Origin of the sequence: Citrobacter sp. wls714 (genome assembly GCF_005281025.1) — a bacterium.
GTDB lineage: Bacteria > Pseudomonadota > Gammaproteobacteria > Enterobacterales > Enterobacteriaceae > Citrobacter > Citrobacter werkmanii.
Genome location: NZ_SZWZ01000032.1, coordinates 81,400 through 106,159, shown reverse-complemented (window position 1 = coordinate 106,159; position 24,760 = coordinate 81,400). Strand labels below are relative to the sequence as shown.

The 24,760-nt window shown below is 50.3% G+C and carries 25 protein-coding genes and 1 pseudogene; 14 read left to right on the top strand and 12 right to left on the bottom strand.

Annotated features, from left to right (window positions below):
• Positions 1 to 280: 280 nt before the first annotated feature.
• Positions 281 to 2,368, bottom strand: a complete 2,088-nt coding sequence (locus FDX11_RS09585) for a TonB-dependent receptor (protein ID WP_137397825.1) — start codon at positions 2,366 to 2,368, stop codon at positions 281 to 283.
• 429 nt (positions 2,369 to 2,797) lie between these two features.
• On the opposite strand from FDX11_RS09585, the gene FDX11_RS09580 reads away from it, so the two are divergent.
• From FDX11_RS09580 to FDX11_RS09535, 10 genes are all read left to right on the top strand, one after another.
• Complete coding sequence (locus FDX11_RS09580) at positions 2,798 to 4,384, top strand: ABC transporter substrate-binding protein (protein ID WP_137397824.1); 1,587 nt, start codon at positions 2,798 to 2,800, stop codon at positions 4,382 to 4,384.
• Positions 4,384 to 5,358: an ABC transporter permease gene (locus FDX11_RS09575; protein ID WP_061381523.1), complete on the top strand. Its 975-nt coding sequence runs from the start codon at positions 4,384 to 4,386 to the stop codon at positions 5,356 to 5,358. The genes FDX11_RS09580 and FDX11_RS09575 overlap by 1 nt, the downstream gene beginning before the upstream one ends.
• Positions 5,348 to 6,160 carry an ABC transporter permease gene (locus FDX11_RS09570; protein ID WP_061381496.1) on the top strand — a complete coding sequence of 271 codons (813 nt, stop codon included), beginning with the start codon at positions 5,348 to 5,350 and terminating at the stop codon, positions 6,158 to 6,160. The genes FDX11_RS09575 and FDX11_RS09570 overlap by 11 nt, the downstream gene beginning before the upstream one ends.
• Positions 6,154 to 6,948 carry an ATP-binding cassette domain-containing protein gene (locus FDX11_RS09565; RefSeq protein ID WP_137397823.1) on the top strand — a complete coding sequence of 265 codons (795 nt, stop codon included), beginning with the start codon at positions 6,154 to 6,156 and terminating at the stop codon, positions 6,946 to 6,948. The genes FDX11_RS09570 and FDX11_RS09565 overlap by 7 nt, the downstream gene beginning before the upstream one ends.
• Complete coding sequence (locus FDX11_RS09560; protein WP_137397822.1) at positions 6,932 to 7,522, top strand: ATP-binding cassette domain-containing protein; 591 nt, start codon at positions 6,932 to 6,934, stop codon at positions 7,520 to 7,522. The genes FDX11_RS09565 and FDX11_RS09560 overlap by 17 nt, the downstream gene beginning before the upstream one ends.
• 88 nt (positions 7,523 to 7,610) lie before the next feature.
• Positions 7,611 to 8,261, top strand: coding sequence for a metal-binding protein ZinT (zinT, locus tag FDX11_RS09555; protein ID WP_079224529.1), 651 nt, complete (start codon positions 7,611 to 7,613; stop codon positions 8,259 to 8,261).
• A gap of 139 nt (positions 8,262 to 8,400) precedes the next feature.
• Positions 8,401 to 9,039 (top strand): leucine efflux protein LeuE, encoded by a 639-nt coding sequence (gene leuE, locus FDX11_RS09550; protein WP_032940118.1) that lies wholly within the window; start codon positions 8,401 to 8,403, stop codon positions 9,037 to 9,039.
• Positions 9,040 to 9,212: 173 nt separating this feature from the next.
• The gene (gene yeaR, locus FDX11_RS09545) at positions 9,213 to 9,575 is read left to right on the top strand and encodes a DUF1971 domain-containing protein YeaR (protein ID WP_061381493.1); all 363 of its coding nucleotides are present in this window, start codon (positions 9,213 to 9,215) and stop codon (positions 9,573 to 9,575) included.
• 3 nt (positions 9,576 to 9,578) lie between these two features.
• Complete coding sequence (locus FDX11_RS09540) at positions 9,579 to 9,761, top strand: DUF1869 domain-containing protein (protein WP_003832433.1); 183 nt, start codon at positions 9,579 to 9,581, stop codon at positions 9,759 to 9,761.
• A 219-nt stretch (positions 9,762 to 9,980) separates the two neighbouring features.
• Positions 9,981 to 10,625 carry a hypothetical protein gene (locus FDX11_RS09535; protein ID WP_042308932.1) on the top strand — a complete coding sequence of 215 codons (645 nt, stop codon included), beginning with the start codon at positions 9,981 to 9,983 and terminating at the stop codon, positions 10,623 to 10,625.
• Between the two features lie 52 nt (positions 10,626 to 10,677).
• Here FDX11_RS09535 and fdhF read toward each other — a convergent pair whose 3' ends face one another.
• Entirely contained in the window at positions 10,678 to 12,825 is a 2,148-nt protein-coding gene (gene fdhF, locus FDX11_RS09530) for a formate dehydrogenase subunit alpha (protein WP_137397821.1), read from the bottom strand.
• A 361-nt stretch (positions 12,826 to 13,186) separates the two neighbouring features.
• Between fdhF and FDX11_RS09525 the strand changes: the two genes are divergently transcribed.
• Positions 13,187 to 13,435, top strand: coding sequence for a GlsB/YeaQ/YmgE family stress response membrane protein (locus FDX11_RS09525; RefSeq protein WP_042308928.1), 249 nt, complete (start codon positions 13,187 to 13,189; stop codon positions 13,433 to 13,435).
• Between the two features lie 48 nt (positions 13,436 to 13,483).
• Here the strand turns inward: FDX11_RS09525 and yoaJ are convergent, their stop codons facing one another.
• The 3 genes from yoaJ to FDX11_RS09510 are packed head-to-tail and all read right to left on the bottom strand — an operon-like array spanning position 13,484 to position 14,732.
• Entirely contained in the window at positions 13,484 to 13,558 is a 75-nt protein-coding gene (gene yoaJ, locus FDX11_RS09520) for a protein YoaJ (protein ID WP_137349652.1), read from the bottom strand.
• A 2-nt stretch (positions 13,559 to 13,560) separates the two neighbouring features.
• The gene (locus tag FDX11_RS09515) at positions 13,561 to 13,659 is read right to left on the bottom strand and encodes a YoaK family small membrane protein (RefSeq protein ID WP_038640017.1); all 99 of its coding nucleotides are present in this window, start codon (positions 13,657 to 13,659) and stop codon (positions 13,561 to 13,563) included.
• Between the two features lie 47 nt (positions 13,660 to 13,706).
• A complete protein-coding gene (locus tag FDX11_RS09510; protein WP_137397820.1) occupies positions 13,707 to 14,732 on the bottom strand; it encodes a sensor domain-containing diguanylate cyclase in 1,026 nt (341 codons plus the stop codon).
• A gap of 186 nt (positions 14,733 to 14,918) precedes the next feature.
• Here FDX11_RS09510 and FDX11_RS09505 point away from each other — a divergent pair, with 186 nt between their 5' ends.
• The gene (locus tag FDX11_RS09505; protein WP_137397819.1) at positions 14,919 to 15,170 is read left to right on the top strand and encodes a DUF333 domain-containing protein; all 252 of its coding nucleotides are present in this window, start codon (positions 14,919 to 14,921) and stop codon (positions 15,168 to 15,170) included.
• 7 nt (positions 15,171 to 15,177) lie between these two features.
• Here the strand turns inward: FDX11_RS09505 and FDX11_RS09500 are convergent, their stop codons facing one another.
• Positions 15,178 to 15,525, bottom strand: coding sequence for a DUF488 domain-containing protein (locus FDX11_RS09500; protein ID WP_137397818.1), 348 nt, complete (start codon positions 15,523 to 15,525; stop codon positions 15,178 to 15,180).
• A 198-nt stretch (positions 15,526 to 15,723) separates the two neighbouring features.
• On the opposite strand from FDX11_RS09500, the gene FDX11_RS09495 reads away from it, so the two are divergent.
• Positions 15,724 to 16,431, top strand: a complete 708-nt coding sequence (locus FDX11_RS09495; protein ID WP_042308921.1) for a CTP synthase — start codon at positions 15,724 to 15,726, stop codon at positions 16,429 to 16,431.
• 37 nt (positions 16,432 to 16,468) lie between these two features.
• Here FDX11_RS09495 and FDX11_RS09490 read toward each other — a convergent pair whose 3' ends face one another.
• Complete coding sequence (locus FDX11_RS09490) at positions 16,469 to 17,656, bottom strand: CynX/NimT family MFS transporter (RefSeq protein WP_137397817.1); 1,188 nt, start codon at positions 17,654 to 17,656, stop codon at positions 16,469 to 16,471.
• A 99-nt stretch (positions 17,657 to 17,755) separates the two neighbouring features.
• On the opposite strand from FDX11_RS09490, the pseudogene FDX11_RS09485 reads away from it, so the two are divergent.
• Positions 17,756 to 18,554 (top strand): annotated as a pseudogene (locus tag FDX11_RS09485) (helix-turn-helix transcriptional regulator).
• On the opposite strand, the gene FDX11_RS09480 reads toward FDX11_RS09485, so the two are convergent.
• From FDX11_RS09480 to yeaG, 5 genes are all read right to left on the bottom strand, one after another.
• Positions 18,531 to 18,977, bottom strand: coding sequence for a DUF441 domain-containing protein (locus FDX11_RS09480; RefSeq protein WP_042308914.1), 447 nt, complete (start codon positions 18,975 to 18,977; stop codon positions 18,531 to 18,533). The pseudogene FDX11_RS09485 and the gene FDX11_RS09480 sit on opposite strands and share 24 nt — an antisense overlap.
• A gap of 125 nt (positions 18,978 to 19,102) precedes the next feature.
• Positions 19,103 to 19,618 carry a YbaK/prolyl-tRNA synthetase associated domain-containing protein gene (locus FDX11_RS09475; RefSeq protein ID WP_061381486.1) on the bottom strand — a complete coding sequence of 172 codons (516 nt, stop codon included), beginning with the start codon at positions 19,616 to 19,618 and terminating at the stop codon, positions 19,103 to 19,105.
• A 44-nt stretch (positions 19,619 to 19,662) separates the two neighbouring features.
• Positions 19,663 to 21,153, bottom strand: coding sequence for a diguanylate cyclase DgcJ (gene dgcJ / locus FDX11_RS09470; protein WP_042308909.1), 1,491 nt, complete (start codon positions 21,151 to 21,153; stop codon positions 19,663 to 19,665).
• Between the two features lie 154 nt (positions 21,154 to 21,307).
• A complete protein-coding gene (locus FDX11_RS09465; RefSeq protein ID WP_042308907.1) occupies positions 21,308 to 22,591 on the bottom strand; it encodes a YeaH/YhbH family protein in 1,284 nt (427 codons plus the stop codon).
• A 202-nt stretch (positions 22,592 to 22,793) separates the two neighbouring features.
• Complete coding sequence (gene yeaG / locus FDX11_RS09460; RefSeq protein ID WP_042308906.1) at positions 22,794 to 24,728, bottom strand: protein kinase YeaG; 1,935 nt, start codon at positions 24,726 to 24,728, stop codon at positions 22,794 to 22,796.
• Positions 24,729 to 24,760: the final 32 nt, after the last annotated feature.

Genomic DNA, 24,760 nt, shown 5'->3' with positions numbered 1-24,760 from the left:
ATCCGACCAGCACTTATGTCTGGCACTATTATGCTGACTGTTTATCTATTATTTAGTTAGATAAATGAGTAATGAATTTTCTGTTTCGACTTTGTAGAACATTAGTGATTGCTTGCGATATCAGCTTACATTTTATCAATGTCAGCATTAAAGTGGATAAAATATATGGGAGTTAATGTGTTTTTCTCGGAAACATCAATACTATATAAGTGAGGTCTCGAACAGTTACGTATTTGAACAGAGCTATCAGAGATAGCCCTGCCAATAAAACATTTTAAAATTAGAACTGATAGTTTAAAGAAACCCAATAATTACGGCCTGGATTTACGTATCCAGTGGTGGATTGCGCAGTCTGATAGTAATCACCTGCATAGGTGCTATTACGGCCCACCTGGTACAGTTTAACTTCGCTGAAGTCTTTATCCAGTACGTTATTGACTGCCGTATTTAGCGTCAGGTCTTTGGTCAACTTATAAGACATTCCCATATCGAGAACGGTCCAGGCTTTTAAATCCGCGCCTTTGTCGTCATACACCGCCTTTTGTACCGCGCTGAGGTTCTCGTAATTTTCGGTAAAGCGTGGCGCCTTACCGCGATAACGGGCGCTCAACCAGGCGTTCATATCTTCTGTAGCCTGCCAGTTCAGGCGAGCGTTAGCCATATGCTTGGGGGGGTAGCTCAACGGCGCGCCTTTATTATCACCATCTTTTTGTTTGCTCTGTGTGTAGGTGTAGTTGAGGGATAAACTCAGTACGTCCGACCAGAGAGGGAAGGTGCTGGCGAATTCAATACCATCGGTCCTTGCCTTACCGCTGTTGGTATAGCTGTTGGTATTATCATCGATAGAATACGAGACAATTTTATTTTTATATTCGGTATAGAAGCCGGTAACGTTGGCGTTCAGTCCGGCCTCGTTTTCATAATATAGCCCGGTTTCGTAGCTGATACTTTCTTCCGGCTTGAGGTCAGGGTTACCGACAGTATTAACAGTTCCTTGCGCAGTTACGCCGCTAATGCCGTTATGCAACTGGCTGAGTGAGGGCGCTTTATAACCTGTAGTAACACCGCCTTTGAGCGTCCACTCATCGGAGACATCCCAAACCATATAGGCGCGAGGACTCAGGTGGCCGCCAAACACATCATTATGCTCATAACGGGTACCTGCGGTTAACGCCAATGAGTCGAGTATATGCCATTCATCTTCCGCGTAGGCTGCCCACGTTTTTTGGTGGAACGTCTCGCCGGTATTGGCCAGTACAACACCGTCTTTCATTCGCGCATCCCAGTATTCCCCACCAAGGGTTAACAGGTGTGAGTCACCTAATGGCGTCAGTAGCACCGAGTCCAGAATGACGTTAGTGTTCTTCAGTTCACGCGCATCACCGGCGCGGCCAGCGTTTTCCGGCGTGAGTGCGGAGGAGACCAGTTGTCGGCCTTTGTTCTCGGTCTCATTCCAGCCGAGGGATGATTTCCAGGTGCCGAACGTTAAGGCGGTATCGTGGCCGAGAGTCACTTTGTTGCGTTCATAGCGCAGCGTTTTATCATAACCCCCCGTCAGGTTGCCCAACTGTCCATCGTCATTGTCATAGCGCTGTCTGGCAGAGTCGAGATCTAACCACAACGTATTGTTCTCATTGGCTTTCCAGTCCAGTCGGGTGCCGATATTATAGTTCTCAGATTCAGTAGGATAGGGTACGCGAGTAGAGGCGGTATCGCTCAAAGAGGTGACGCTTGAACCCTGGCGCTGCGTTGTGCTTCCGCGAACCTGCATATCCAGCACGCCTGCGATTAACGGACCGCTGGACCAGAAGTTGGCGACCGTGCTGTTACCCCATTTATTACTTTCTTGCAGGTTAACGCCGGTATTGATGGAGGTGCTCCATTTATCGGTGCTTTTTTTGGTGATGATATTCACTACGCCACCGATTGCGTCGGAGCCATACAGCGTCGACATCGGGCCGCGGATCACTTCTATATGGTCGATTGCTGCCAGCGGAGGCATAAAGCTGGTATTCATGGCAGAGAAGCCGTTTGGCGTCACGTCGCTGCTGCCGTTTTGACGAATACCGTCAATCAGTATCAGGGTATAGCTCGCAGGCATACCACGGATGCTGATCTCCAGACCACCGGTTTTACCGGTGCTGCTTTCAACATCCACGCCCTCTACTGAACGCAAGGCTTCTCCTAAGTCATTATATTTATTGGTTTGTAATTCTTGCTGCGAAATTACGGAAACACTGGCGGCTGCGTTGGTAATTTTCTTTTCGTAACCGGAGGCGGTGACGACCATGACATCTTCAGCAAAAACCAGGGGGCTGGTGAAACCCAGACAGGACAGAACGACAGAGGCAACAGGTTTTAAACGCATAGTCAAACTTCCTTTGTTAAATTTCAAAGGCAGTAAGATAATTGATGGAAATGATAGTACAAATAATTATCATTACAAATTTACATAACTTGTCACTTCTGGTGTTTTTCTTGAATAAATATACATAAGTTGTCATTAATTTAGTGCAAGGGAATGGTAGGGATTAGAATAGTCTCTATAGGAAATTATTAGATATAAATTAATATGTTAATGAATAAACCGCTAAATTTTAAACTTTTTCTGGGATTCATATCGTACTCATAACGGAGTATCAGAAAAAAGTATGATAATTTTAGAAAATCGTCATACTTTTCTGCGCCGCATCATTTTTTTCGCCAATTCTCTTCGCCATAATCCCTTTCCCAGGAGACTGCTTAACGACAAGGCATCGTTAAGCGGCATATACATAACGCAAATCTGGATAAAATAATGATCAAAGGCAAGCTGGCACTCCTGACGTGTGCATTGACTCTCGCATTAACCTCACCACTCCTCGCCGCGCAGAATGCGGGCGCAGGTCAGACGTTAAAACTGGCGATTGGACCAGAGCCAACGGAAGGGTTTGACCCGATGTTGGGCTGGAGTCATGGCAGCTATTTGCTTTTGCATGCACCGTTATTAAAACAAAATGCAGATATGAGCTGGGGAAACCTGCTGACGGAGAAGGTGGTGACCAGCGCTGATGGCAAAACTTGGACGCTGACGCTAAAACCTGACCTTAAATTTTCTGATGGTTCGCCGCTAACCGCTGAAGATGTTGTGTTCACCTATAACAAAGCAGCAAAAAGCGGTGGGAAAATTGACATGGGGAACTTCGCTCATGCCAGTTTGAAAGATAACCGCACGGTAGAAGTGACACTGAGTAACCCGCAGAGCACCTTTGTGAATGTGCTGGGATCTTTAGGCATTGTTCCGGCAAAGCTATATAACGAAAAAACATTCGCCAAACATCCGATTGGTGCAGGTCCTTATCGGTTGGTGAGTTTCCAACCCGGGCAGCAACTGATTGTGGAGGCTAACCCCTGGTATGCCGGTAAGAAAAATGATTTCAGCAAGCTGGTGTTTGTTTTCCTTGATGAAGATAACGCTTATGCCGCAGCGCGCAGTGGGCAATTGGGATTAGTACGTATTGCGCCTTCGATGGCGGTCGCCCCTCAGCAGCAGAATTTGAAACTGTGGGTGCGTAACAGCGTGGAGAACCGGGGCATTGTGTTCCCGATGATTCCTGCAGGTAAAAAAGACGCCAATGGTTATCCAATTGGTAACGATATCACAGCCGATGTCGCGATCAGACGCGCCATCAATTACGCCATTGATCGTAAGCAGCTCGCCGATCAGGTTATGGAAGGTCATGCGATCCCTGCCTATAGCGCGGTTCAGGGCCTGCCATGGCAGGGGCAGTCAGTCGCGTTCAAAGATGGCGACAGCGAAAAAGCACGAATGATTCTGGAGGAAGCTGGCTGGAAAGTGGGGAAAGACGGTGTACGAGTGAAAGAGGGCAAAGAGGCGCGCCTGACTTTATGGTATGCCAGCGGTGACAGTACCCGCCGGGATTTAGCCGAAGCAGTCCGTGCGATGCTGGAGCCTGTGGGTATCCAGGTATCATTGCAATCCGGAAGCTGGGAAACCGTTGAGCGTCATATGCATGCCAACCCGACGCTGTTTGGTTGGGGAAGCCTGGATCCCATGGAGCTGTTCCATCATTACAGCAATCAGGCTGCGGGCGTGGAGTATTACAATCCCGGTTACTACAGTAATTCTGTCGTTGAAGAGCATCTCAAACAGGCTATTGATGCACCGGACTGGCAAAAAGCGCTGCCTTTCTGGCAACAGGTTGAGTGGGATGGCAAGCAAGGCGCTGGTGTACAGGGCGATGCCGCATGGGCATGGTTATTGAATATTCAGCACACTTACCTGGCAAATCCATGTATTGACTTAGGCAAAGGCGCACCGGAAATTCACGGGAGCTGGTCACTGCTCAATAATCTGGATGAATGGACCTGGACCTGCCGTTGATGAAGTCTGTAGTGGGCCATTTTCTCCGGCTGATAGTGTTATTAGTGCTGGTTGCGGCTGGCACTTTTGTGCTGCTCAGCTTTTCTCCGGTCGATCCGATTCGCGCCTATATCGGCAACGATCTCCTGCACGTGCCGCCGGAACAATATGCGCGTATCGCCGCTCGCTGGGGATTGGACCAGCCGCTGTGGGAGCGTTTTGGTAGCTGGTTTATACGTGTATTGCAGGGCGATCTCGGCTACTCGATGTTGTTTAATGCGCCGGTTGCCAGCGTGATCAAGGAGCGCTTTGCTACCTCGTTTGCGCTGCTTAGCGGCGCATGGCTGCTCTCCGGTATAGTGGGGACGGCAATGGGATTTGTCGCCGGACGCTACCTGAATCGCTGGCCGGATAAAGCAATTTGTCGCCTCAGCTATCTGCTTTCCTCGTTGCCGACCTTCTGGATTGGCATGCTGCTGCTGGCATTATTTGCCGTTCGTTGGCCGGTATTCCCGGTATGCTGTGCGTGGGAGCCGGGCAACAACAGTGATATGGCGACACTAACCGAGCGTCTGCGCCATCTGGTGCTTCCTGTTTGTGCGCTAAGTTTGCTGGGGCTGGGGCAGATTACGCTTCATACGCGGGAAAGTATCGCCAGCGTCATGAAGAGCGAATTTGTCCGTTTTGCGCGCTCTCAGGGTGACAAAGGTTGGTCGCTGTTGCGCCATCAGGTTCTGCGCCACGCTATCACGCCCGCGCTGTGCCTGCAGTTCGCCTCGTTGGGAGAACTGTTGGGGGGCGCACTGCTGGCAGAAAAGGTTTTTGCTTATCCCGGGCTTGGGCAGGCGACCATTGATGCCGGATTGCGGGGCGATCTACCGTTACTCATGGGGATCGTCTTATTTAGCACCGTGCTGGTTTTCATTGGCAATTCACTTTCTACCTGGTTTGTTCATGTGTTGAACCGTGCTCTGGAGCGACCCGATGCTCTATAATCCGACGCCGACGCTTATTCGTCTGGTGCTCTCTTTTAGCTGCCTGCTAATCATTGCGGTGTATGGCGCAGCCACGCTGGACAACCCGTTGAGCGTGAATTTACTTGCCCGTCATCTGCCCCCCGATGCGCTGTACTGGTTCGGTACCGATAACCTCGGTCGCGATCTGTGGGTGCGTTGCTTTCAGGGGGCATTAACCAGTCTGCAAATTGGTATTGGCGCGGCCTTGTGCAGCGGCTTCATTGCATTAATGATGGCGGCGATTTCGCGCCTGCATCCTCGACTAGACGTGCTTATGCGTCTGATAACTGATGCCATGCTGTCGATGCCGCATCTGCTGCTGCTTATTTTGATTTGTTTTACGCTGGGCGGTGGGAAAAGTGGGGTGATCATGGCGGTGGCGCTAACCCACTGGCCGCGCCTCGCATTGATTCTGCGTGCTGAGGCCGAGCGCGTTGCCCATAGCGATTATCTGACGCTGACATGGCGTCTGGGACATGGTCATTTTTACTGCTGGCGACATCACTATCTACCGGCATTGTTACCCCAATGGCTCACGGGGACATTGCTGATGTTTCCCCATGCGGTGCTGCACAGCGCGGCGTTGAGTTTCCTTGGCTTTGGACTGGCGCCGCATGAACCCTCGTTGGGCCTGCTGCTGGCGGATGCTCTGCGGTTCATCAGTCATGGCGACTGGTGGTTAGTGTTGTTTCCGGGGCTGATGTTATTCAGCCTGGTGATGTTATTCGATCAGCTCGCGAGGGCAGTGCATCGTTTATGGTTGCGAGGTGACATATGTTGAGTTTGAAACAGGTCTCGCTGGACGTGGCGCGTTATCGTTGGTTCGGCGCGAGAAAATGGTCTCCGCTGTTGCAGGATATCTCTTTCGACGTTGCACCCGGCCAGATGGTGGCTTTAGTTGGGGGAAGCGGTGAAGGGAAAAGTTTGCTCCTGCAATGTCTGCTCGATCTTTTACCGGAAAATTTGCGTCTGCACGGCGTCATAACCCTTGATGGCAAAATGCTGAACAGTCAAGACATCCGCGAATGTCGGGGCAATACCTTCAGCTATGTCCCGCAAGGCGTTCAGGCGCTGAATCCGCTGCTCTCAATTGAAAAGCATTTACGTAGAGCAAGTCAGCTCTCCGGCCAAACCTGGAATGCCGGAAAAATAGAAAAATTGCTCCAGCGTAGTCAACTGGAAACCAGCGTATTAGATGCTTTCCCGCGTCAGCTTTCGGGCGGTATGGCGAAACGTGTTCTGGCCTGTCACGCGTCGCTGAGTCAGGCCCGCTATATTCTGGCCGACGAAATTACCGCCTGGCTTGATGCGCCATTGGCTAATCAACTGCTTGAGCAGTTGCGTGGTTTATGTGAACAGGGGGCTGGTGTTTTATGGGTGACGCACGATCTCACGCTGGCGGCCCGCCATGCGGATCGCATCGTCGCGCTGCACCAGGGAAGCGTGTCGGATAACGTTAGTCGTGAACAGCTGTTGCGCGGGGAAATTAGCGAGCATCTGCAACGTCAATGGCAGGCTCTGCCTGAGAGAAATCAATTGTTTGGAGTGCGGGATGCTGTGCTGTCGTGATGTCGTGATTCGTCAGGGAGGGAAGGTGCTGTGGCAAAACCTTTCTTTCTCATTGCACTCCGGTGAACGTATTGGGATTTGTGCGCCCAGCGGAACCGGCAAAACGACGTTGGGACGTGTACTGGCGGGCTGGCAAAAGCCGACCTCGGGCGACATTCTTATCGATGACCAGCCACTACCGATGCATCAATATTGCCCGGTGCAACTGGTACCGCAGCATCCGGAATTAACCTTTAACCCACGGCGTAGCACCGGCGATGCGGTTCATGACGCCTGGCGGCCTGGCGCAGAAGTCCTTACCCGCCTGCATATCAAACCGGAATGGTTAACCCGTCGCCCTGGCCAGCTTTCTGGTGGTGAACTGGCGCGAATCGCCATACTTCGTGCGCTGGACCCGCGTACCCGTTTTCTTATTGCCGATGAGATTACCGCCCAGCTCGATCCTTCCATTCAAAGAGATATCTGGGTACTGCTGCTCGAAGAATGCCAGCGTCGACCATTAGGCATGCTGATTATCAGCCATCAGCAGGCGCTGCTTGATCAGATCTGCACGCGGACGCTGCTTACGCCGTAATTTTACCCGTTCTGGTAAGTAACGATATTGATTAAATTGTTATGTTATATTATAACATTTCACTCGCAAATGATTTGAGGGTGAAATTTTGGCTATTCATTTTAAAAAACTGGCAATCGCTCTGGGGATGCTTTTAGCCAGTGGTCAGGTTTTGGCTCACGGTCACCATTCCCATGGTGTTCCAATGAGTGAAACAGAAAAAAAGGCGTCAGAAGGTGTGTTTGATGATAATCAGGTACAGAACAGAGCGCTAACCGACTGGGATGGCATGTGGCAATCTGTCTATCCGTACCTGGTCAGTGGCGAGCTTGATCCGGTATTCAAAAAGAAAGCGGAGAAAGATAAAAGCAAAACGGCAGAACAGATTAAAGATTATTACCGTCAAGGCTATGCAACTAACGTAGACACTATCGGTATTGAAAACGGTGTGATGGAATTTCATACCGGTAATCAGGTTACATCATGCAAATACGACTATGCCGGATATAAAATCTTGCACTACAAATCAGGCAAGAAAGGTGTACGTTATTTGTTTGAGTGTAAAGCTGCTGATAGCAAAGCGCCTAAATACGTCCAGTTCAGCGATCATATAATTGCTCCGCGCAAGTCAAGCCACTTCCATATTTTTATGGGAAATACCTCGCAGGCAGCCTTGCTCGAAGAGATGGAGAACTGGCCTACCTACTATCCTTATCAGTTGAAAGGTGAAGAGGTGGTGGATGAGATGCTGCACCATTAATCCGGACTAAGTTTATCTGTACATACCCGCGGTCCGTGGCGGGTATTTTAATTAACAACCTTCTCTTTCCATCCCCCTGCGCATTCGTTAGCATATTGTCTTGCAGCAAGTGCATGTGTTTTTTCAGGAAGAGGTTAACGTGTTTGCAGAGTATGGAGTTCTGAATTACTGGACATATCTGGTGGGAGCTATTTTTATCGTGCTGGTTCCGGGGCCAAATACGATATTTGTGTTGAAGAATAGCGTCGGTCGGGGTGTGAAGGGCGGTTATCTCGCCGCAAGCGGTGTGTTTATCGGTGATGCTGTGTTGATGTTTTTGGCCTATGCCGGTGTTGCCGCCTTGATCAAAACCACGCCTGTTTTGTTTAATATCGTTCGTTATCTCGGCGCTTTTTATCTGCTGTATCTCGGTGCGAAGATCCTGTACGCAACACTGAAATCGAAGGCGAGCGACGCCGCGGCTGAGGAAGTCCCGTTTGGCGCCATTTTTAAGCGCGCCTTAATTCTGAGCCTGACTAACCCAAAAGCTATCCTGTTTTATGTTTCATTCTTCGTGCAGTTCATTGATGTCAATGCGCCGCACTCAGGGCTGTCATTCTTTATTCTGGCCATTACGCTTGAGATCGTGAGCTTTTTCTACTTAAGCTTCCTTATTTTCTCCGGCGCGTTTGTGACCCAGTACATTCGCACCAAGAAGAAGTTGGCTAAGGTGGGTAACTCTCTTATCGGTCTGATTTTCGTTGGTTTTGCTGCCCGTCTGGCGACGCTTCAGTCGTAATCATTGGCCCGCTGAATATGGCGGGCTTCAATTTTTAGCTTTTCTTCCCCACGCATATCAGCTGCTGGTTATAACCAATAAATGGTATTTTAAATGTATATTTTGAGGCGTACTCTGTGCACAGCAGCGGTTGAATAAGACTCGCTGGTTGTTGACTGGAAAAGGGAAGAAAAATGCTTCAAATTCCACAGAATCATATCCATACACGCTCAACTCCGTTCTGGAACAAAGAAACTGCACCTGCCGGAATTTTCGAACGCCACCTTGATAAAGGCACCCGTGCCGGGGTTTATCCTCGACTGTCAGTTATGCAGGGGGCGGTTAAATATCTCGGCTACGCAGATGAACACAGCCTGGAGCCTGTAGAGGTGATGGTGATTGAAGCCGGTCAGTTTGGCGTTTTCCCGCCGGAAAAATGGCATAACATCGAAGTAATGACCGACGACACTTACTTTAATATCGATTTTTTCGTTGCCCCTGAAGTGTTGATGGAGAGTGCAAATCAACGAAAAGTCGTGCGCACTGGCAAGGAGTAAATCATGGGCAAAGCAACCTATACCGTCACAGTAACCAATAACAGCAATGGTGTGTCTGTCGATTACGAGACCGAAGCGCCGATGACATTATTGGTTCCGGATGTCGCGGCAGAAGTGGTCAAAGACCTGGTCAATACCGTCCGTTCATATGATACCGAAAATGAGCATGAAGTCTGCGGGTGGTAGGGCTTTAACTTCTGCTACCGTTTGAACTGATTGATTTTTAAATTGAAAACCGCACGGCGTTTTGATAGCGCAGGGCGGTTTTTTTATTTGAGTCGAATAGATCGCGGTCCGGAAAAAGATTTCTTAAGAATACCTTAAGAAATTCGCATCGTTTGCTAATAGTTAATCATTCATAGGGGTTATGATCGCAAAATAGTAACAATACAGAACTTTGCGCTTATGAAATTGAATACCCGACTTACATTATCCGCATTCATTCTTGGACTTGTCCTCGTAGCAATCCCGTTCACTGCGAACTGGCATCTTCCTCTGCTCAATGGCGCGGTCGTCACATGGATTGAAAATGGCCAGGCGCTATGGTTATTGTTTGGTGCAGTATTTACTCTCTGCTACATCCGGCCTTTATCACGTCCTGCAGGCGAGAAGCAATTTTGGCTTTGGGCGGCAGTATGGTGGTTGGTATTGCTGGGCCGAAGCACCAGTTGGGGCCGTGATTACTTCCCGGAGCATCCTAAACTGCTGTTCAGAGCTATCTCAGTCGTGTTAATTGCGATGATTATTCTGCCGGTCCTGCTGTCGAAGAACTTACGCCAGGATATTGCCCGGCGCTTGCGCAATGAACCGCTACCGCTGTGGCTACTTGCGATCACCGTCTGCGCATTTTTGATATCCGATACAGTGGAGCATCATCGCCTGCTGGCGCCTGTCTTTTTGCATAATGCCAGTTACGGCGATTTGATTGAAGAATTGTACGAACTGCCGTTTATGGCGGGATTGTTTCTGATGAACCTCGGTTTTATGCAACGGGATAAACAGCACGAGTCTGCCGCTATTCGTTTCAGTGAACCGCAACTGGCGAAGTAGTTGGATAAAGCCTGAGTCTGGAAGGCCAGACTCAGGCGGTCAGGGCGATACTTTACGCAATGGCCTCACATAAGCGTGATTTCATTTCGCTGTACGTTTGTGCGGCATACTTCTCCGCCCATCCCTGATCGGTAATGTGCTCAATTTTGACAGCACAATATTTGGTTTCCGGCGTTTTCGAGATCGGATCAAGGTTATCCTGTGTTAACTCGTTACACGCGCCAATCCACCATTGATAGGTCATATACACTGTTCCGGCATTAATACGCTCGGAGACATCCGCACGGCTGATGACCTTGCCTCGGCGCGAGCTTACCCACACCAGGTCACGATGACGGATGCCCAGTTTTTCTGCATCATCGGTGTTGATTTGAACATATCCTGGCTCATCTGCCAGCGCCTGTAATGCCGCGCAGTTGCCGGTCATCGAGCGGCAGGAGTAGTGCCCAACTTCGCGCACGGTACACAACACCAGCGGATAGGTCTCGTCAGGGACTTCAGCAGGAGCGCGCCACGGCGCGGCAAACAGTTTGCCTTTGCCATTAGCGGTATCAAACTGGCTGTGTGCATAAAGATACGGTGTTCCTGGGTGATCGAGATCCGGACAAGGCCACTGAACATGGCCCATTTCACCCATTTTCTCATAGGTTACGCCATAGAACAGCGGGCACAGTTCGCGCATTTCATCCCAGATTTGTTGGTTATTTTGATACTGCATCGGGTAGCCCATTTCGCTGGCCAACAGACTGATAATTTCCCAGTCACGTTTTACATCCCCGCTGGGTTCAATCGCTTTCTCGAAACGTTGGAAGCCACGATCGGCGCAGGTAAAGACGCCACCGTGTTCGCCCCATGATGTTGCCGGCAACAGGACGTCGGCCATCTCTGCCGTTTTGGTCATGAAGATATCCTGCACGACGATAAAATCGAGCGCGTTAAATCCTTCCCGGACCAGCCCCAAATCAGCCTCGGTTTGCAGCGGATCCTCGCCCATGATGTAGTAGGCTTTTATTTTGCCCTCAATCGCCAGATGCGGAACTTCGGTGATGCGCGTTCCGACCTTGTCATCCATCTGATTAACGTCAATCCCCCAGGCGGTGGCGAATTTCTCCCTGACGGCAAAATCGGTCACGTCCTGATACCCCGGAAACTGGTTAGGCAGTACGCCCATATCACATGCGCCCTGCACGTTATTTTGCCCGCGTACCGGGCCAACACCGACATTTGGACGTCCCAGATTCCCGGTCAGTAAGGCCAGGCTCGACAGTCCACGCACCACATCAACGGCCTGGCCAAACTGCGTGACGCCCATCCCCCACATCACGGTTGCCGATGGTGCTGCCGCAAATGTACGCATCGCCTGACGAACCTGTTGTGCAGGGACGCCGGTTAAATGTTCTACGGCTTCGGGGGCATAGTCCTTAACGGTTTCCCAGTATGTTTCCAGACCTTCGGCATGCTTATGCACGTACTCGCGATCGTAAAGCTGCTCTTCAATAAGCACATGGCCAAAAGCGTTGACCAGCGCCATGTTGCAGCCATTTTTTAACTGCAAATGCTGATCGGCGATACGGGCGGTTTCAATACGGCGAGGGTCGCAAACAATGATTTTCGCGCCGTTCTGACGAGCTTTAATCACCCGACGGGCCACTATGGGGTGTGAGTCCGCGCAGTTATAACCAAAGATGAGCAGGCATTTTGAGTTTTCAATGTCGCTGATGGAGTTGCTCATTGCGCCATTGCCCAGCGTTTCCTGTAGACCCGCAACGGAAGGGCCGTGACAGACGCGGGCACAGCAGTCGACATTGTTGGTGTTGAGCACCCCACGGGCGAATTTTTGCATCACGTAGTTGGTCTCATTGCCTGTTCCCCGGGAGGAACCTGTCGTCATGATGGCGCGAGGACCATAGGTATTTTTGATTTCAGATAAGCGTTTAGCGGTGTAACGAATGGCCTCATCCCAGCTAACGGGAGTGAATTTTCCCCCTTTTTCATAACGGATCATCGGGCGAGTCAGACGGGGAGTCAGAAGGCGGGTGTCGTTCAGAAAGTCCCAACCATAATAGCCTTTCAGGCATAACTGATTTTGGTTCGTTACACCCTCAGCGGCTTCGGCGCGGATGATTTTGTTATTTTCAACAACAAGCTTGAGCTTGCACCCGGCCCCACAGTATGGGCATACACTGGTGATTTTTTTCATCAATAACAGACCTGTTAAATGCTGAAATAGCGCGAATTGTAGACGAAGCCACGTGAATCGATATCACGGGCTACGATGTGTCGTAGTGACGGGCTGTTAAAGCATAAAGCATGCCAAAGATGAAAACCCAGCATTGGCAGGGGTGCTGCCCAAGGAGCAGAGAGGAATGACTGTCGATTCGTCACTATTGACGAGAAGCGTCAAAAATATCACCGTTTTGACGCTGGGCTAACTCCATGAAACATCGGAAAAAGATGAAAAACACAGGTGATATCGATCACAAATTTTAATTTTTCAGCGCTATGCTATGCTTTTATACAACGAGTCAATCGTTAACCTAAAAGCATAAGTGAGGAAAATAATGGGCATTCTTTCATGGGTAATTTTCGGTCTTATCGCGGGGATTTTGGCAAAATGGATTATGCCGGGTAAAGATGGCGGCGGATTCTTTATGACCATTATCTTAGGGGTTGTTGGTGCGGTGGTTGGCGGCTGGATCAGTACCTTCTTTGGCTTTGGTAAAGTTGATGGCTTCAACTTCGGCAGTTTCGTCGTAGCTGTTATCGGCGCGATCGTGGTGTTGTTTATCTACAGAAAGATCAAAAGCTAACTATCTATACAGAGATGAAAGGCCACTGAAGTGTGGCCTTTTTATTGGTTACCACCAGCCTAGTTCCGTACCCAGAACCACGATGATAGCCACGCAAATCATAATGAGCGTTGTTTTTTTCATCGTTATGCACCCGGCGCAGCGTAACCGCCAACAAAAAACCAGGATAAGAAAACGACAGCGGAAATAAAAATGATGACGGGAAAAATAATACCGAGTCGCATAGGATTATCTGCCAGAGTTATTTAAAGACGAGCCAGCATAGCAGGGCTTAATGTACGACAAAAGTGGTTTTATCCTGCCGCTTTTTATCTTTGTACATTGCGCTGTCTGCCATGTGAAGCGCACAGTTTACATCGGTCTCATGCGGATCAATTTCCACCACGCCCAGACTGGCTCCAGGATAAAACAGATGGACGCTGCCCAAGTGATAGTCGCCACAAATTCGCTGTTGCAGCTGATTTTTCACCTTTTGCAGGCGCTCGCATCGATCGCTTTCACTTTCCGGCGACAGGCTAACGACTAAAAATTCGTCACCGCCCAGTCGACCAAGGATATCATTGTCGCCGCATTCGTTGAGCAGACGCTGTCCTATCTGGATCAGGAACTGGTCGCCAACCTCATGACCAAAACGGTCATTAATCAGTTTAAAATCATCCAAATCAATATAGGCAACGACGACCTTCTGCCGGAGATGTCGGGCAAGCGAAAATAGGGTTTCAACATTTTCAAAAATCGAGCGCCGGTTCGGTAACCCGGTCAGCGCATCGGTGTAGGAATGAGCAATCAGCGCGGCGTTGGCTTCGCGTAACTGAGCGACCAGTGACTCTTTTTGAATAGACTGGGCGATCAGTCCTGCAAACAGATGCAGCACCTGTTCACCTCGCTCGCTCAATGCCTGCTGGCGGCGACTGGTGGCGCAGAGCGTACCGTAAAACGTTCCATCCGGAAGATGAACAGGCGTGCTCAGAAACGTGGTGATTTCCAGCGCGCGGGCTGCGCTGCATTCCGGCCAGCGTGCGGGCACGTTGTCGCTGTACAGGCAGTTATCCTCGATGGCGCGTTTGCATAGCGTCTCATCCCACGGGACGGATAGCCCTTCCGGGATCTGCATTTGTTTGCTATTGCGCGCGTACAAAATATGCTGCAGGCGAGCATCTAAATCGACTTTGGTTAAATAGGTTGATTCCATCTCTGTCACCACCTCCAGCATCTCCAGAAGTTGCCGAACCAGACTCTCAACAGTCTGCTCCGTGGCTAAGGATTGTGAGACTCTGGCAAGGATCATGTCCGACATGAGGTGTAAATACTCCTGAGTAATGACAAGGCTGGCGTTGTCCGCATGATAGAACATCAAGGTGTAAGATGAAACAAGCTATCCAGCTCAGAATGTAAACATAAAATGGATAGTTAGCAGGAAAACATGGAGATAGATGGAAAGTCGGGGTAACCTGCCAAAATAAGATTTTTAACAGGAGTAGATATGAAACTGGCGTTTGTTGTTTTGCCCGGCATGCTGGTGCTGGCAGGGTGTAGTACCCCGCAACCAGAAGCGCCAATGCCACCGAAAATTGGCATGGCGAATCCGGCATCGGTGTATTGCGAACAAAAGGGCGGCTCGCTGATTGCGATACAGACTCCGCAAGGGGTAAGGTCTGACTGCAAACTCCCCGGAGGGGAAACGATCGATGAATGGGAACTCTGGTGTAGAGACCATCCGGCAGCGGGGAAGTGATCCGCTGTTAGTATTGACGTAGCCATTCAGCCAGTACCAGCGCGTGGTTTTGCTGAGTATTCTTCGCCGCATACAGTAGCGTTAAGGTTTGCTGCCGGGCAATCTCTGCGAGACGCTTTCCTTCCTGCTGCTGTTGGGCCAGTTCGCTACGGTACTGCTGAGAGAAGTGCGCAAAATCAATCAGTTCTGCGTGAAATGCTTTACGTAAATCTGATGACGGCGTCAGCGCTTTATTCCATTCATTGAAAGCAAGATCAGTCTTTTTTATCCCACGTGGCCACAACCGGTCGACCAGGACGCGATAACCATCGCTTGTTTCTGCCGGGTCATACACGCGTTTACACTGAATATTCATCTCTTCATCCGCTCTGTTAAGCTGCCGCTTTGCTATTTAGCATCATTTTTATTACGGTTAAATAAGATCCTAAAACGTGACCATTATAGCATTTTGGCAGCCTGGACTCCCAATTTAAGGGATTGTGATACCGATGAAAAGTCGGTAGGCTGAGGCTCCTTATGTTGTCCCTCATTGTCTGGACATAAGGAAACCTTAATGGACATTTCCCCGATAAAAGATACGCTTCGCATTGCGCTGGTGGGCGATTACAACCCCGATATTGTGGCGCACCAGGCTATTCCCCTTGCTATTGATGATGCTGCTGCCGTGCTGGAGTTGGTGGCTGATTATGACTGGCTAACCACTTCTGATATCAATAGCAGCGAAGATCTGATTGGCTACGATGCCATCTGGGTCGTGCCAGGCAGCCCCTATCGACACCCAGAAGGTGCGCTGATTGCGATACGCTACGCACGCGAAAACAGCATTCCATTTTTAGGCACCTGTGGTGGTTTCCAACACGCCATACTGGAGTATGCCCGTAACGTGCTGGGCTGGAGCGATGCCGCGCATGCCGAAACGGATACCACTGGGCGAATGGTGATCGCGCCGTTGACCTGCTCGTTGGTAGAAAAAACGGATGATATTGAGCTCCGGGCCAATACGCTGATTGCGAAAGCCTATGGACGCGATGCTATCTCTGAGGGGTATCACTGCAACTATGGTGTGTCGGACGCTTTTGCTGCCGAGCTTGAGAGCGGCGATCTCCGGGTGACCGGTTGGGATGATGCCGGAGATATTCGCGCCATTGAACTGGTAACGCATCCTTTTTTTGTTGGCACACTCTTTCAGCATGAACGTGGCGCGCTGGCGGGTAAACCCGTGCCGTTAGTCCAGGCGATGCTCCGCGCCGCGCGGGGATAAAATGTAGGGCAGGAGGTTAGCTAACCTGCCCGCTACATTATGCGTTCGCGATCTCCCGATCGCGCCCTGCGCACAGACCAAACACGGCCATCAGCACCGCTAACCCGGCGACACCCGCTAATGGAATCAGCCAGCTACCGTTGAGGTCGTGAATTTTACCCATCAACGGTGGCCCGCAGGCGGCCAGTAAATACCCGACAGACTGCGCCATTCCGGACAACGCCGCGGCCTGATGTGCAGAGCTTGCGCGCAGGCCAATGAAGGTCAAGCCGAGGATCATGGTCGCACCTGAGCCAAAGCCAAACAGAATGGTCCACAGCAAAGCCTGGTCGGGCATTATGGCGAATCCCGCCGCGCCAACGGCACACATTACCGAAACCAGGGCGGCGATGGCTCGCTGATCCTTGAATCTGTTCAGGACGAGGGGAATCAATAACCCTGGCGCGGCGGTCGCCAGTTGCAGTAAACCGTGCAATGAACCGGCCTGCGCCTCGCTGTAACCGTGGCTGATTAAAATGGCGGGCAACCAGCCGATGATCACGTAATAGATAAGTGAGTTGATTCCCAGAAACAGGGTCACCTGCCAGGCGAGGCTGGAGCGCCAGATTGCACGGGAATGTAATGCGCGTGAGTTACTCAGGCTGGCATTGGTCGTCTGACGGCATTGGGGTAACCAGATAACCAGCGCCAGCAGCGGAAAAACCATCAACACCATCAGTGCGCCGCGCCAGCCAAATCCATTTAACGCCAGCGGAACAACCATGGCTGAACCCAGCGCTGCCGCTGCGCCCATGGTCAGCGAGTAAGCGCCAGTAAGTTTTGCCACATGCTGGGCATAATCACGCTTAATCAGCCCTGGCAACAGGACATTGCCCAGGGCGATTCCGCACCCGATGATAGCGGTACCGATAAACAGCAATCCCGGTGAGGGCAGCGAGCGTATCGTAATACCGGCGCAAATCAGCAGCATAGCGGCAAACAGGCTGCGTTCGATGCCCCAGCGGCGCGCAACGCCTGCGGCCAGAGGGGATACCAGCGCGAAGGCCAGCAGCGGAAGGGTGGTCAACAGTCCCGTTTGGGCGGTACTCAGACCGTAGTCGGCACGAATTGCATCTAATAGCGGGGCGGCACCGGTAAAGGTAACGCGCAGCGTGGTGGCAATCATCAGGATACCCGCGATCAGCAAAGCAGCGTTTTTACCGCGGGAGGAAGGCGTATTTATCATTTTTTTCTCATCTTGTCAGGCGAGGCGATACCTTAGCGTTTTTACGCCATGAGTGAATCAAGCTAAAATGACAGTTTATCGCTAAAATCGGACATTCTTATGTTGGGACTAAGATTGGATGGATATGAACCTGACCTTCACCATGATGCCGCGGTGGCGTTCTGCATTCAGGCCCGGGAAGATGAACTCTTTAGTCCGCTGCATCAGCATCGTAAGGGGCAGTTGATTCTGGCTTTGCATGGCGCGATTACCTGCGAGGTCGAAAATGCCATGTGGATGGTGCCTCCCCAATATGCGGTGTGGATCCCTGGTGAAATTCCGCACAGTAACCATGTAACCGTAGGCGCACAATTGTGTTTCTTGTTTATTGAACCTCACGCCGTCGTGATGCCTGAGCGCTGTTGTACGCTGAAGATATCTCCCTTGTGTCGGGAGCTTATTCTGGCGCTGGCGTCGAAAACGGACGGCCAGCGGCTGGAACCGTCAACTCAGCGACTGACGCAGGTGCTGTTTGATGAACTCCCGCAGCAGCCGCAGGAGCAACTGCAGTTGCCGGTTTCCGATCATCCGAAAATCCGCAGAATGGTCGCGACGATGGCGCGAGAGCCCGCCCAATGGCAGACGCTGGGGCAGTGGGCCAGCGTATTTGCGATGAGTGAGCGCAACCTTGCCCGGCTGGTCGTCAAAGAAACGGGATTGAGCTTTCGCCGCTGGCGTCATCAGCTGCAGTTGATTCTGGCGCTGCAGGCGCTGATCGATGGTCATAACGTGCAGCAGGTCGCGCAAATGCTCGGTTATGATTCAACCACCGCATTTATCACGATGTTCAAAAAAGGCCTGGGGCAGACGCCAGGCCGTTATCTGAGCTGACTTGCTACTGCTTCCCAACAATCAATGAGACCAGACCTGCCGCAATAAGCGGCCCCACCGGCACGCCGCGAAACAGCGCCACGCCCAGCACCGTACCGACCAGTAAACCGGCAACAAGCTGGGGCTGGCTGCCCATCAACGTGACGCCGCGCCCGCCAAGCCAGGAGACAACCACGCCGACGGCAATCGCGACCAGGGATTTCCAGTTTACAAAGGAGTGAATGAGCGTGGAGGGCGGTAGCGTTCCGCTGGCGATCGGGGCCATTACGCCGATAGTCAGAATAATAATCCCGACGGTCAGGCCCTGTTTTTCAATCCACGGAAAGAACGTATTCAGAGGGGTTACACGGACGATGATCAGCACCAGAATTGAAACAGCGACAGTGGTGTTGTGGCTGACAAAGCCCAGAGCTGCCAGTCCGAGGAGGATCAGCAGAGTGACATCAAACATCGTAGTTTCCTTGCCAAAAGAAAAAATAAGCCTGCTTACTGTACGCGTAAACGCGTGACGGAACAGGCTTTATTTAATGATAATGATTTTTTTTGAGCTAATGCACGATGTGACGTTTTTTACTGCTAACTCGGCTGTGATTGAACGCGGCGGAACGAAATTAATTCCGGTTGTGCAATTCGCAGGTAATCAGCAGTATCCATGATCACGGATTTCTCCAGCATTCCGGCATTAAACGCAATTTCATTAAAACGTTCAAACAGCAGCGGATCGGCGACCAGTTTGAGATTCGGATGGAAACTAAACGGTGGGATGGCGCCAAATACGCAACCTGTCAGTTCATCGACCTCCGCCGGGCTGGCGAGCGATGCTCTCAACCCGCCGATATGACCGGCCAACAGGCTCAGGTCGGCCTGCTGGTCAGCAGAGAGAATCGCCAGTACATGCTGATTAACGCCGTTACCCTTTACTTTACAGACCAACGCTTTTGCGCCCTGACCCAGTGCAGTACCGCGAATTTCAGAGACCGCTTCACATTTGCCGACGGCTTCATGGCTAACCACACGATACGTCGCGCCCTGTTCTGATAACAGCGAAATTAAACGCTGATGCGTTGCGTTACCTTTGTTCACTTCCGTCATGACTTGCTCCTGGTACAACAATAAAAATCCTGGCTGAAAAATGATTACGCATCGGCGCGTTTTTTCTGTTTGTTCAGGTAGAGTTGCGCATCCGATGCTTTGTAAGCATCATCAATGGTGTCGTTTGGCTGCATATTATAAATCCCGACAGAGAAGCTGATTGATATATCTTGCGCAATAATTTGTAAGTTGTAGCGAATCCGTTCCAGCATGCTGTGCGTTAATTCACTGGGATGATCGATAAGGATGATGCAAAATTCATCCCCGCCAAGGCGGATGGCATAGTCGCTTTTTCGAATAGAGCTCTGAATGGCCTTGGCCAGAAGGGTGATAATGCGATCGCCTTCCTTATGCCCCAATGTGTCATTAATAACTTTTAGCTTATCGCAATCAATGGCGATAAAGGTCACGAGGGTTCCCGTGTTGACCAACTGCTGCAAACGTTGTTCGAGCATCGGCGTCAAAATTTTACGGTTATAGAGTCCGGTCATCGCATCGCTGATATTTTCCCGTGTGACGTTGTGATACAAGCGAAAATGAGTTCTGACCATATTCAGCAGCAGTATCGTTGCCAGGAGATAGAAGACGAATATTTTCCACGATGAGACGATAAAGTACATAAAATCAAGAGATAAGGTGACGCGTATGCCACCAGGGATGTCCTTCTCGTAGTGAACGTAGCGGAATAGATTGGTCTCACTTTGGTGAACGTGGATCTCTTTACCTGAGCTGATATCAGAGAGCGTCACGTTAAGATAGCGCCAGACCAGAGGACGATCGCTGGTATAGAAAATATTCTTTAAATTCTCTTTGTTGATATCCACCATCACCACGCCTTTTAGCTTACCGGCATAGTAGACCGGGGTTAAAAAGCTCATCACCTTTTTCTCGGTCAGGTTATCCTCATAAATGCTGGAAATCACCGTGCGACCCGTGAAAATACCGTCAATATCATTCTGATCGATGCCCAGCGAGCCTTTTTGCAAAAACGTCCAGTTGTGTATCGCAAATTTCCGTGAGTCGATCAGATTATAAAAATAGACGTAGTTATTCTTGAGATCGACGTAGTAGCGAAATTTATACTCCAGCGTTCCTAATCCCTGACCGTAATCTTTTTGCAGGCGATTGACGTTCACCGCCCGGTCAAAAGAGGGTAGCAGGAATACGTCTTCGAGTTGCCCGCTACATTTGGTTGAGGTGGTCTGCAGCGTACCGTGTAATGGCAGGTAATTATGCGTTGTGAGATTGAGCCCATGTGTACCGTTAACGCTATCGAAAGCATCGCAGAACGCTTTTTGTTGTTCGACCGATGCGGGTTCCTTAGGGGATGAAAAGGTGCGCATCAGATGGGCTGCAATACTCTGATTGGTGTACTTATCATAGAGAAAGGAGGAGTCGGCTTTCTCATTGATATAGCGCATATAGGCATTCATTGCCTTATCGCTGGCAATGAGTTCATAAACCAAAAAAGAAGATGTCAAAACAATAACGCTGACTGAGATAAAGAGCCTGAGCGCTTTATGATGCAACTTCATAATGAATTACAGCCCATAGGTTAGAGATGCGATTTTACCACATGCTCCACATTCGCTCTAACGAAGCGGCGGGATAAACCATTGCAAAATGTCACGATCATGATACAGGGTAATGTAATCAGCCGAAGCCGAAGCCTCGGCTGAAAGTGGTCGCTTAATTATTGCTGGTGGTACTTTGCTTATGAAACAGTTCGCGGAATACCGGATAAATGTCATCCTGATCGCGGATATGCTGCATCGCAAAGTTTTCAAAGGTTGATTGCAGATGTTCGTATTCACGCCACAAAGTCTGGTGCGCGCGGCGGGTAATTTCGATATAGCTGTAATATCGCACTACCGGCAGCAGTTTTTTCGCCAGAATCTCATGACACAACGGTGAGTCATCCGCCCAGTTATCACCATCCGACGCCTGTGCGGCATAGATATTCCACTGGGCAGGGTCGTAGCGCTCTTTCACCACTTCATCCATTAACTTCAGCGCGCTGGAGACAATGGTTCCCCCGGTTTCCTGAGAGTAGAAGAACTCATGCTCATCTACCTCTTTCGCCTGGGTGTGGTGGCGAATATAAACCACTTCCACGTTCTTATAGGTGCGGCTTAAGAACAGATACAGCAGAATATAAAAACGCTTTGCCATATCTTTGGTCGACTGATCCATCGAACCGGAGACATCCATCAGACAGAACATCACCGCCTGACTGGAAGGATCGGGCCGTTTTTCATAATTCTTGTAGCGTAAGTCAAAGGTGTCGATAAATGGCACACGTTCGATTTTTGCCCGTAGTTCGGCAATTTCTTTGCGTAACCGTTCTTCTTCCAACAACTGAGCGGGTTCACTTTTTGTGATGGTCTCCAGATCCGCTTCGAGCGCATGCAGTTCGCGACGCTTACCTGCCGTCATTGCCGTGCGGCGCGCCAGTGAATTTTGCAGGGAGCGCACCACGCTGATGTTGGCTGGCACACCGTTAGAGGTAAAACCAGCCCGGTGCGTTTTGTACTCCGTTAGCTGACGCTGCTGATTCTGTTTAAGATTTGGCAGAGCTAAATCTTCGAAAAGCAGATCGAGATATTCATCTTTAGAAATCTGGAAGACGAATTCATCCTGACCCTCGCCATCCTGACTCGCCTGGCCTTGTCCGCTTCCCGAACCGCCGCCTCCGCCCTGTGGACGTTCAATACGGTCATTCTGCACAAAATGGTCGTTACCCGGATGCACGCGATGGCGCAGACCACCGCGCCCCTGATGGAACATCGGTTCGCTAATATCATCGGTAGGAATAGAGACAGATTCGCCGCTATCCACATCAGTCACCGAACGCTTGTTAATGGCCTCGGAGATCGACTGTTTAATTTGCGATTTATAACGGCGTAAGAAGCGCTGGCGGTTTACCGTGCTCTTGTTTTTGCCGTTAAGACGCCGGTCAATAAACCAGGTCATAAGCCCCCCGTACTGCATTTGCCAACTTACGCTTCATCCTTCAAGTTGTCTCCGCGTTGGCTGCATTCGCTCACCCAGTCACGTACTTATGTACGCTCCTGGGAATTCACTCATTTGCCGCCTTGATACCTCTTGAATGATTTCGCGTACAGAAGAAATATTGGCCCGGTAAACGGATAAATTGTCCGGGCCATTTATGCTCTTAAGACGATTTACGTACGCGCAAATACCATTCGCACAGTAAACGTACCTGCTTACGCGTGTAGCCTTTTTCCATCATACGGTCGACAAAATCGTCGTGCTTTTTCTGCTCGTCAGTCGAGGTTTTGGCGTTGAACGAAATAACCGGCAGCAGCTCCTCGGTATTAGAGAACATTTTCTTCTCAATCACCGTGCGCAGTTTTTCGTAACTGGTCCAATTTGGATTGCGACCGCTGTTATTCGCTCTGGCGCGCAGAACAAAGTTGACGATCTCGTTACGGAAGTCTTTCGGATTACTGATACCCGCTGGCTTCTCAATTTTCTCCAGCTCTGCGTTCAGCGACTCGCGATCGAACAGTTGACCGGTATCCGGGTCACGATACTCCTGATCCTGAATCCAGAAATCCGCGTAGGTGACATAACGGTCGAATATGTTCTGTCCGTATTCGGAATAGGATTCGAGATAAGCCGTCTGAATCTCTTTGCCAATAAATTCAGCATATTTAGGGATCAGATAGCCTTTCAGGAACTCAAGATAACGTTCTGCCATTTCCTGCGGGAACTGCTCACGCTCGATTTGTTGTTCCAGGACGTAGAACAGATGCACCGGGTTTGCCGCGACTTCGGCATGATCAAAGTTAAAGACGCGAGAGAGGATCTTAAACGCGAAACGCGTGGACAGACCGTTCATACCCTCATCGACCCCGGCGTAATCCCGATACTCCTGATAGGATTTCGCTTTTGGATCGGTATCTTTCAGACTTTCGCCATCGTAAACGCGCATCTTCGAGTAAATGCTCGAGTTCTCTGGTTCTTTCAGGCGAGAAAGAATGGTGAAGCGAGAGAGCGTTTCCAGCGTGCCAGGTGCGCAAGGCGCATGGGTCAGCTCACTGTGGTTAAGCAATTTCTCGTAGATTTTGATCTCTTCGGAGATCCGCAAGCAATAAGGCACTTTGACAATGTAAACACGGTCAAGGAACGCCTCATTGTTTTTGTTATTGCGGAACGTCACCCATTCGGACTCGTTCGAGTGGGCAAGAATAATTCCGTTAAACGGCAGGGCAGAGATACCTTCTGTCCCGTTGTAGTTTCCTTCCTGGGTGGCGGTCAGCAGAGGATGCAGCACTTTAATCGGTGCTTTAAACATCTCTACGAACTCCATAATCCCCTGGTTAGCGCGGCACAACGCACCCGAGTAACCGTAGGCATCAGGATCGTTCTGAGCATGGTGTTCGAGTTTACGAATATCCACTTTCCCGACCAGCGCAGAGATATCCTGGTTGTTTTCATCACCAGGTTCCGTTTTGGCGATAGCGATCTGCTCCAGAATAGACGGCCAGACTTTGACGACGCGGAATTTCGTGATGTCCCCGCCAAACTCGTGCAGACGTTTCGCCGCCCATGGCGACATGATCGTCCCGAGATAGCGACGCGGGATCCCATACTCTTTTTCCAGGATCTGCGCGTCTTCCTGTGGATTAAACAAGCACAACGGATGATCGTTAACCGGGCTACGTTCGCCATTAGCGCTCAGGACATAAATCGGAACTCTCTGCATCAGCGACTTGAGTCGTTCAGCGAGAGATGATTTCCCCCCTCCCACAGGCCCCAACAGATACAGAATCTGTTTCTTCTCTTCCAGACCTTGAGCTGCATGTTTCAAATAAGAAACAATCTGCTCAATGGCGTCTTCCATGCCGTAAAACTCTTCGAAAGCGGGATAGCGTGCAATTACCCGATTCGAAAAGAGTCGAGAAAGACGAGGTTCGTGGGCAGTGTCAACCATGACAGGTTCACCAATAGCCATTAATAGCCGCTCTGCCGCGTTGGCATAAGCACTGCGATCTTGCCGACAAGTGGTAAGAAACTCCTGCAGCGTGAACTCTTCGTCCTTGGCAGCTTCATAACGCTGGCGATAGTGATCGAATATATTCATGGTATGCCGTCCTTTCGTTTTTTAGCACATGT

Coding starts and splice junctions, on each gene's coding strand:
- FDX11_RS09585 (WP_137397825.1), bottom strand. CDS start 2,368: ATGCGTTTAAAACCTGTTGCCTCTGTCGTTCTGTCCTGTCTGGGTTTC.
- FDX11_RS09580 (WP_137397824.1), top strand. CDS start 2,798: ATGATCAAAGGCAAGCTGGCACTCCTGACGTGTGCATTGACTCTCGCA.
- FDX11_RS09575 (WP_061381523.1), top strand. CDS start 4,384: ATGAAGTCTGTAGTGGGCCATTTTCTCCGGCTGATAGTGTTATTAGTG.
- FDX11_RS09570 (WP_061381496.1), top strand. CDS start 5,348: ATGCTCTATAATCCGACGCCGACGCTTATTCGTCTGGTGCTCTCTTTT.
- FDX11_RS09565 (WP_137397823.1), top strand. CDS start 6,154: ATGTTGAGTTTGAAACAGGTCTCGCTGGACGTGGCGCGTTATCGTTGG.
- FDX11_RS09560 (WP_137397822.1), top strand. CDS start 6,932: ATGCTGTGCTGTCGTGATGTCGTGATTCGTCAGGGAGGGAAGGTGCTG.
- yeaR (WP_061381493.1), top strand. CDS start 9,213: ATGCTTCAAATTCCACAGAATCATATCCATACACGCTCAACTCCGTTC.
- FDX11_RS09540 (WP_003832433.1), top strand. CDS start 9,579: ATGGGCAAAGCAACCTATACCGTCACAGTAACCAATAACAGCAATGGT.
- FDX11_RS09535 (WP_042308932.1), top strand. CDS start 9,981: ATGAAATTGAATACCCGACTTACATTATCCGCATTCATTCTTGGACTT.
- fdhF (WP_137397821.1), bottom strand. CDS start 12,825: ATGAAAAAAATCACCAGTGTATGCCCATACTGTGGGGCCGGGTGCAAG.
- FDX11_RS09525 (WP_042308928.1), top strand. CDS start 13,187: ATGGGCATTCTTTCATGGGTAATTTTCGGTCTTATCGCGGGGATTTTG.
- FDX11_RS09515 (WP_038640017.1), bottom strand. CDS start 13,659: ATGCGACTCGGTATTATTTTTCCCGTCATCATTTTTATTTCCGCTGTC.
- FDX11_RS09510 (WP_137397820.1), bottom strand. CDS start 14,732: ATGTCGGACATGATCCTTGCCAGAGTCTCACAATCCTTAGCCACGGAG.
- FDX11_RS09505 (WP_137397819.1), top strand. CDS start 14,919: ATGAAACTGGCGTTTGTTGTTTTGCCCGGCATGCTGGTGCTGGCAGGG.
- FDX11_RS09500 (WP_137397818.1), bottom strand. CDS start 15,525: ATGAATATTCAGTGTAAACGCGTGTATGACCCGGCAGAAACAAGCGAT.
- FDX11_RS09495 (WP_042308921.1), top strand. CDS start 15,724: ATGGACATTTCCCCGATAAAAGATACGCTTCGCATTGCGCTGGTGGGC.
- FDX11_RS09490 (WP_137397817.1), bottom strand. CDS start 17,656: ATGATAAATACGCCTTCCTCCCGCGGTAAAAACGCTGCTTTGCTGATC.
- FDX11_RS09480 (WP_042308914.1), bottom strand. CDS start 18,977: ATGTTTGATGTCACTCTGCTGATCCTCCTCGGACTGGCAGCTCTGGGC.
- FDX11_RS09475 (WP_061381486.1), bottom strand. CDS start 19,618: ATGACGGAAGTGAACAAAGGTAACGCAACGCATCAGCGTTTAATTTCG.
- dgcJ (WP_042308909.1), bottom strand. CDS start 21,153: ATGAAGTTGCATCATAAAGCGCTCAGGCTCTTTATCTCAGTCAGCGTT.
- FDX11_RS09465 (WP_042308907.1), bottom strand. CDS start 22,591: ATGACCTGGTTTATTGACCGGCGTCTTAACGGCAAAAACAAGAGCACG.
- yeaG (WP_042308906.1), bottom strand. CDS start 24,728: ATGAATATATTCGATCACTATCGCCAGCGTTATGAAGCTGCCAAGGAC.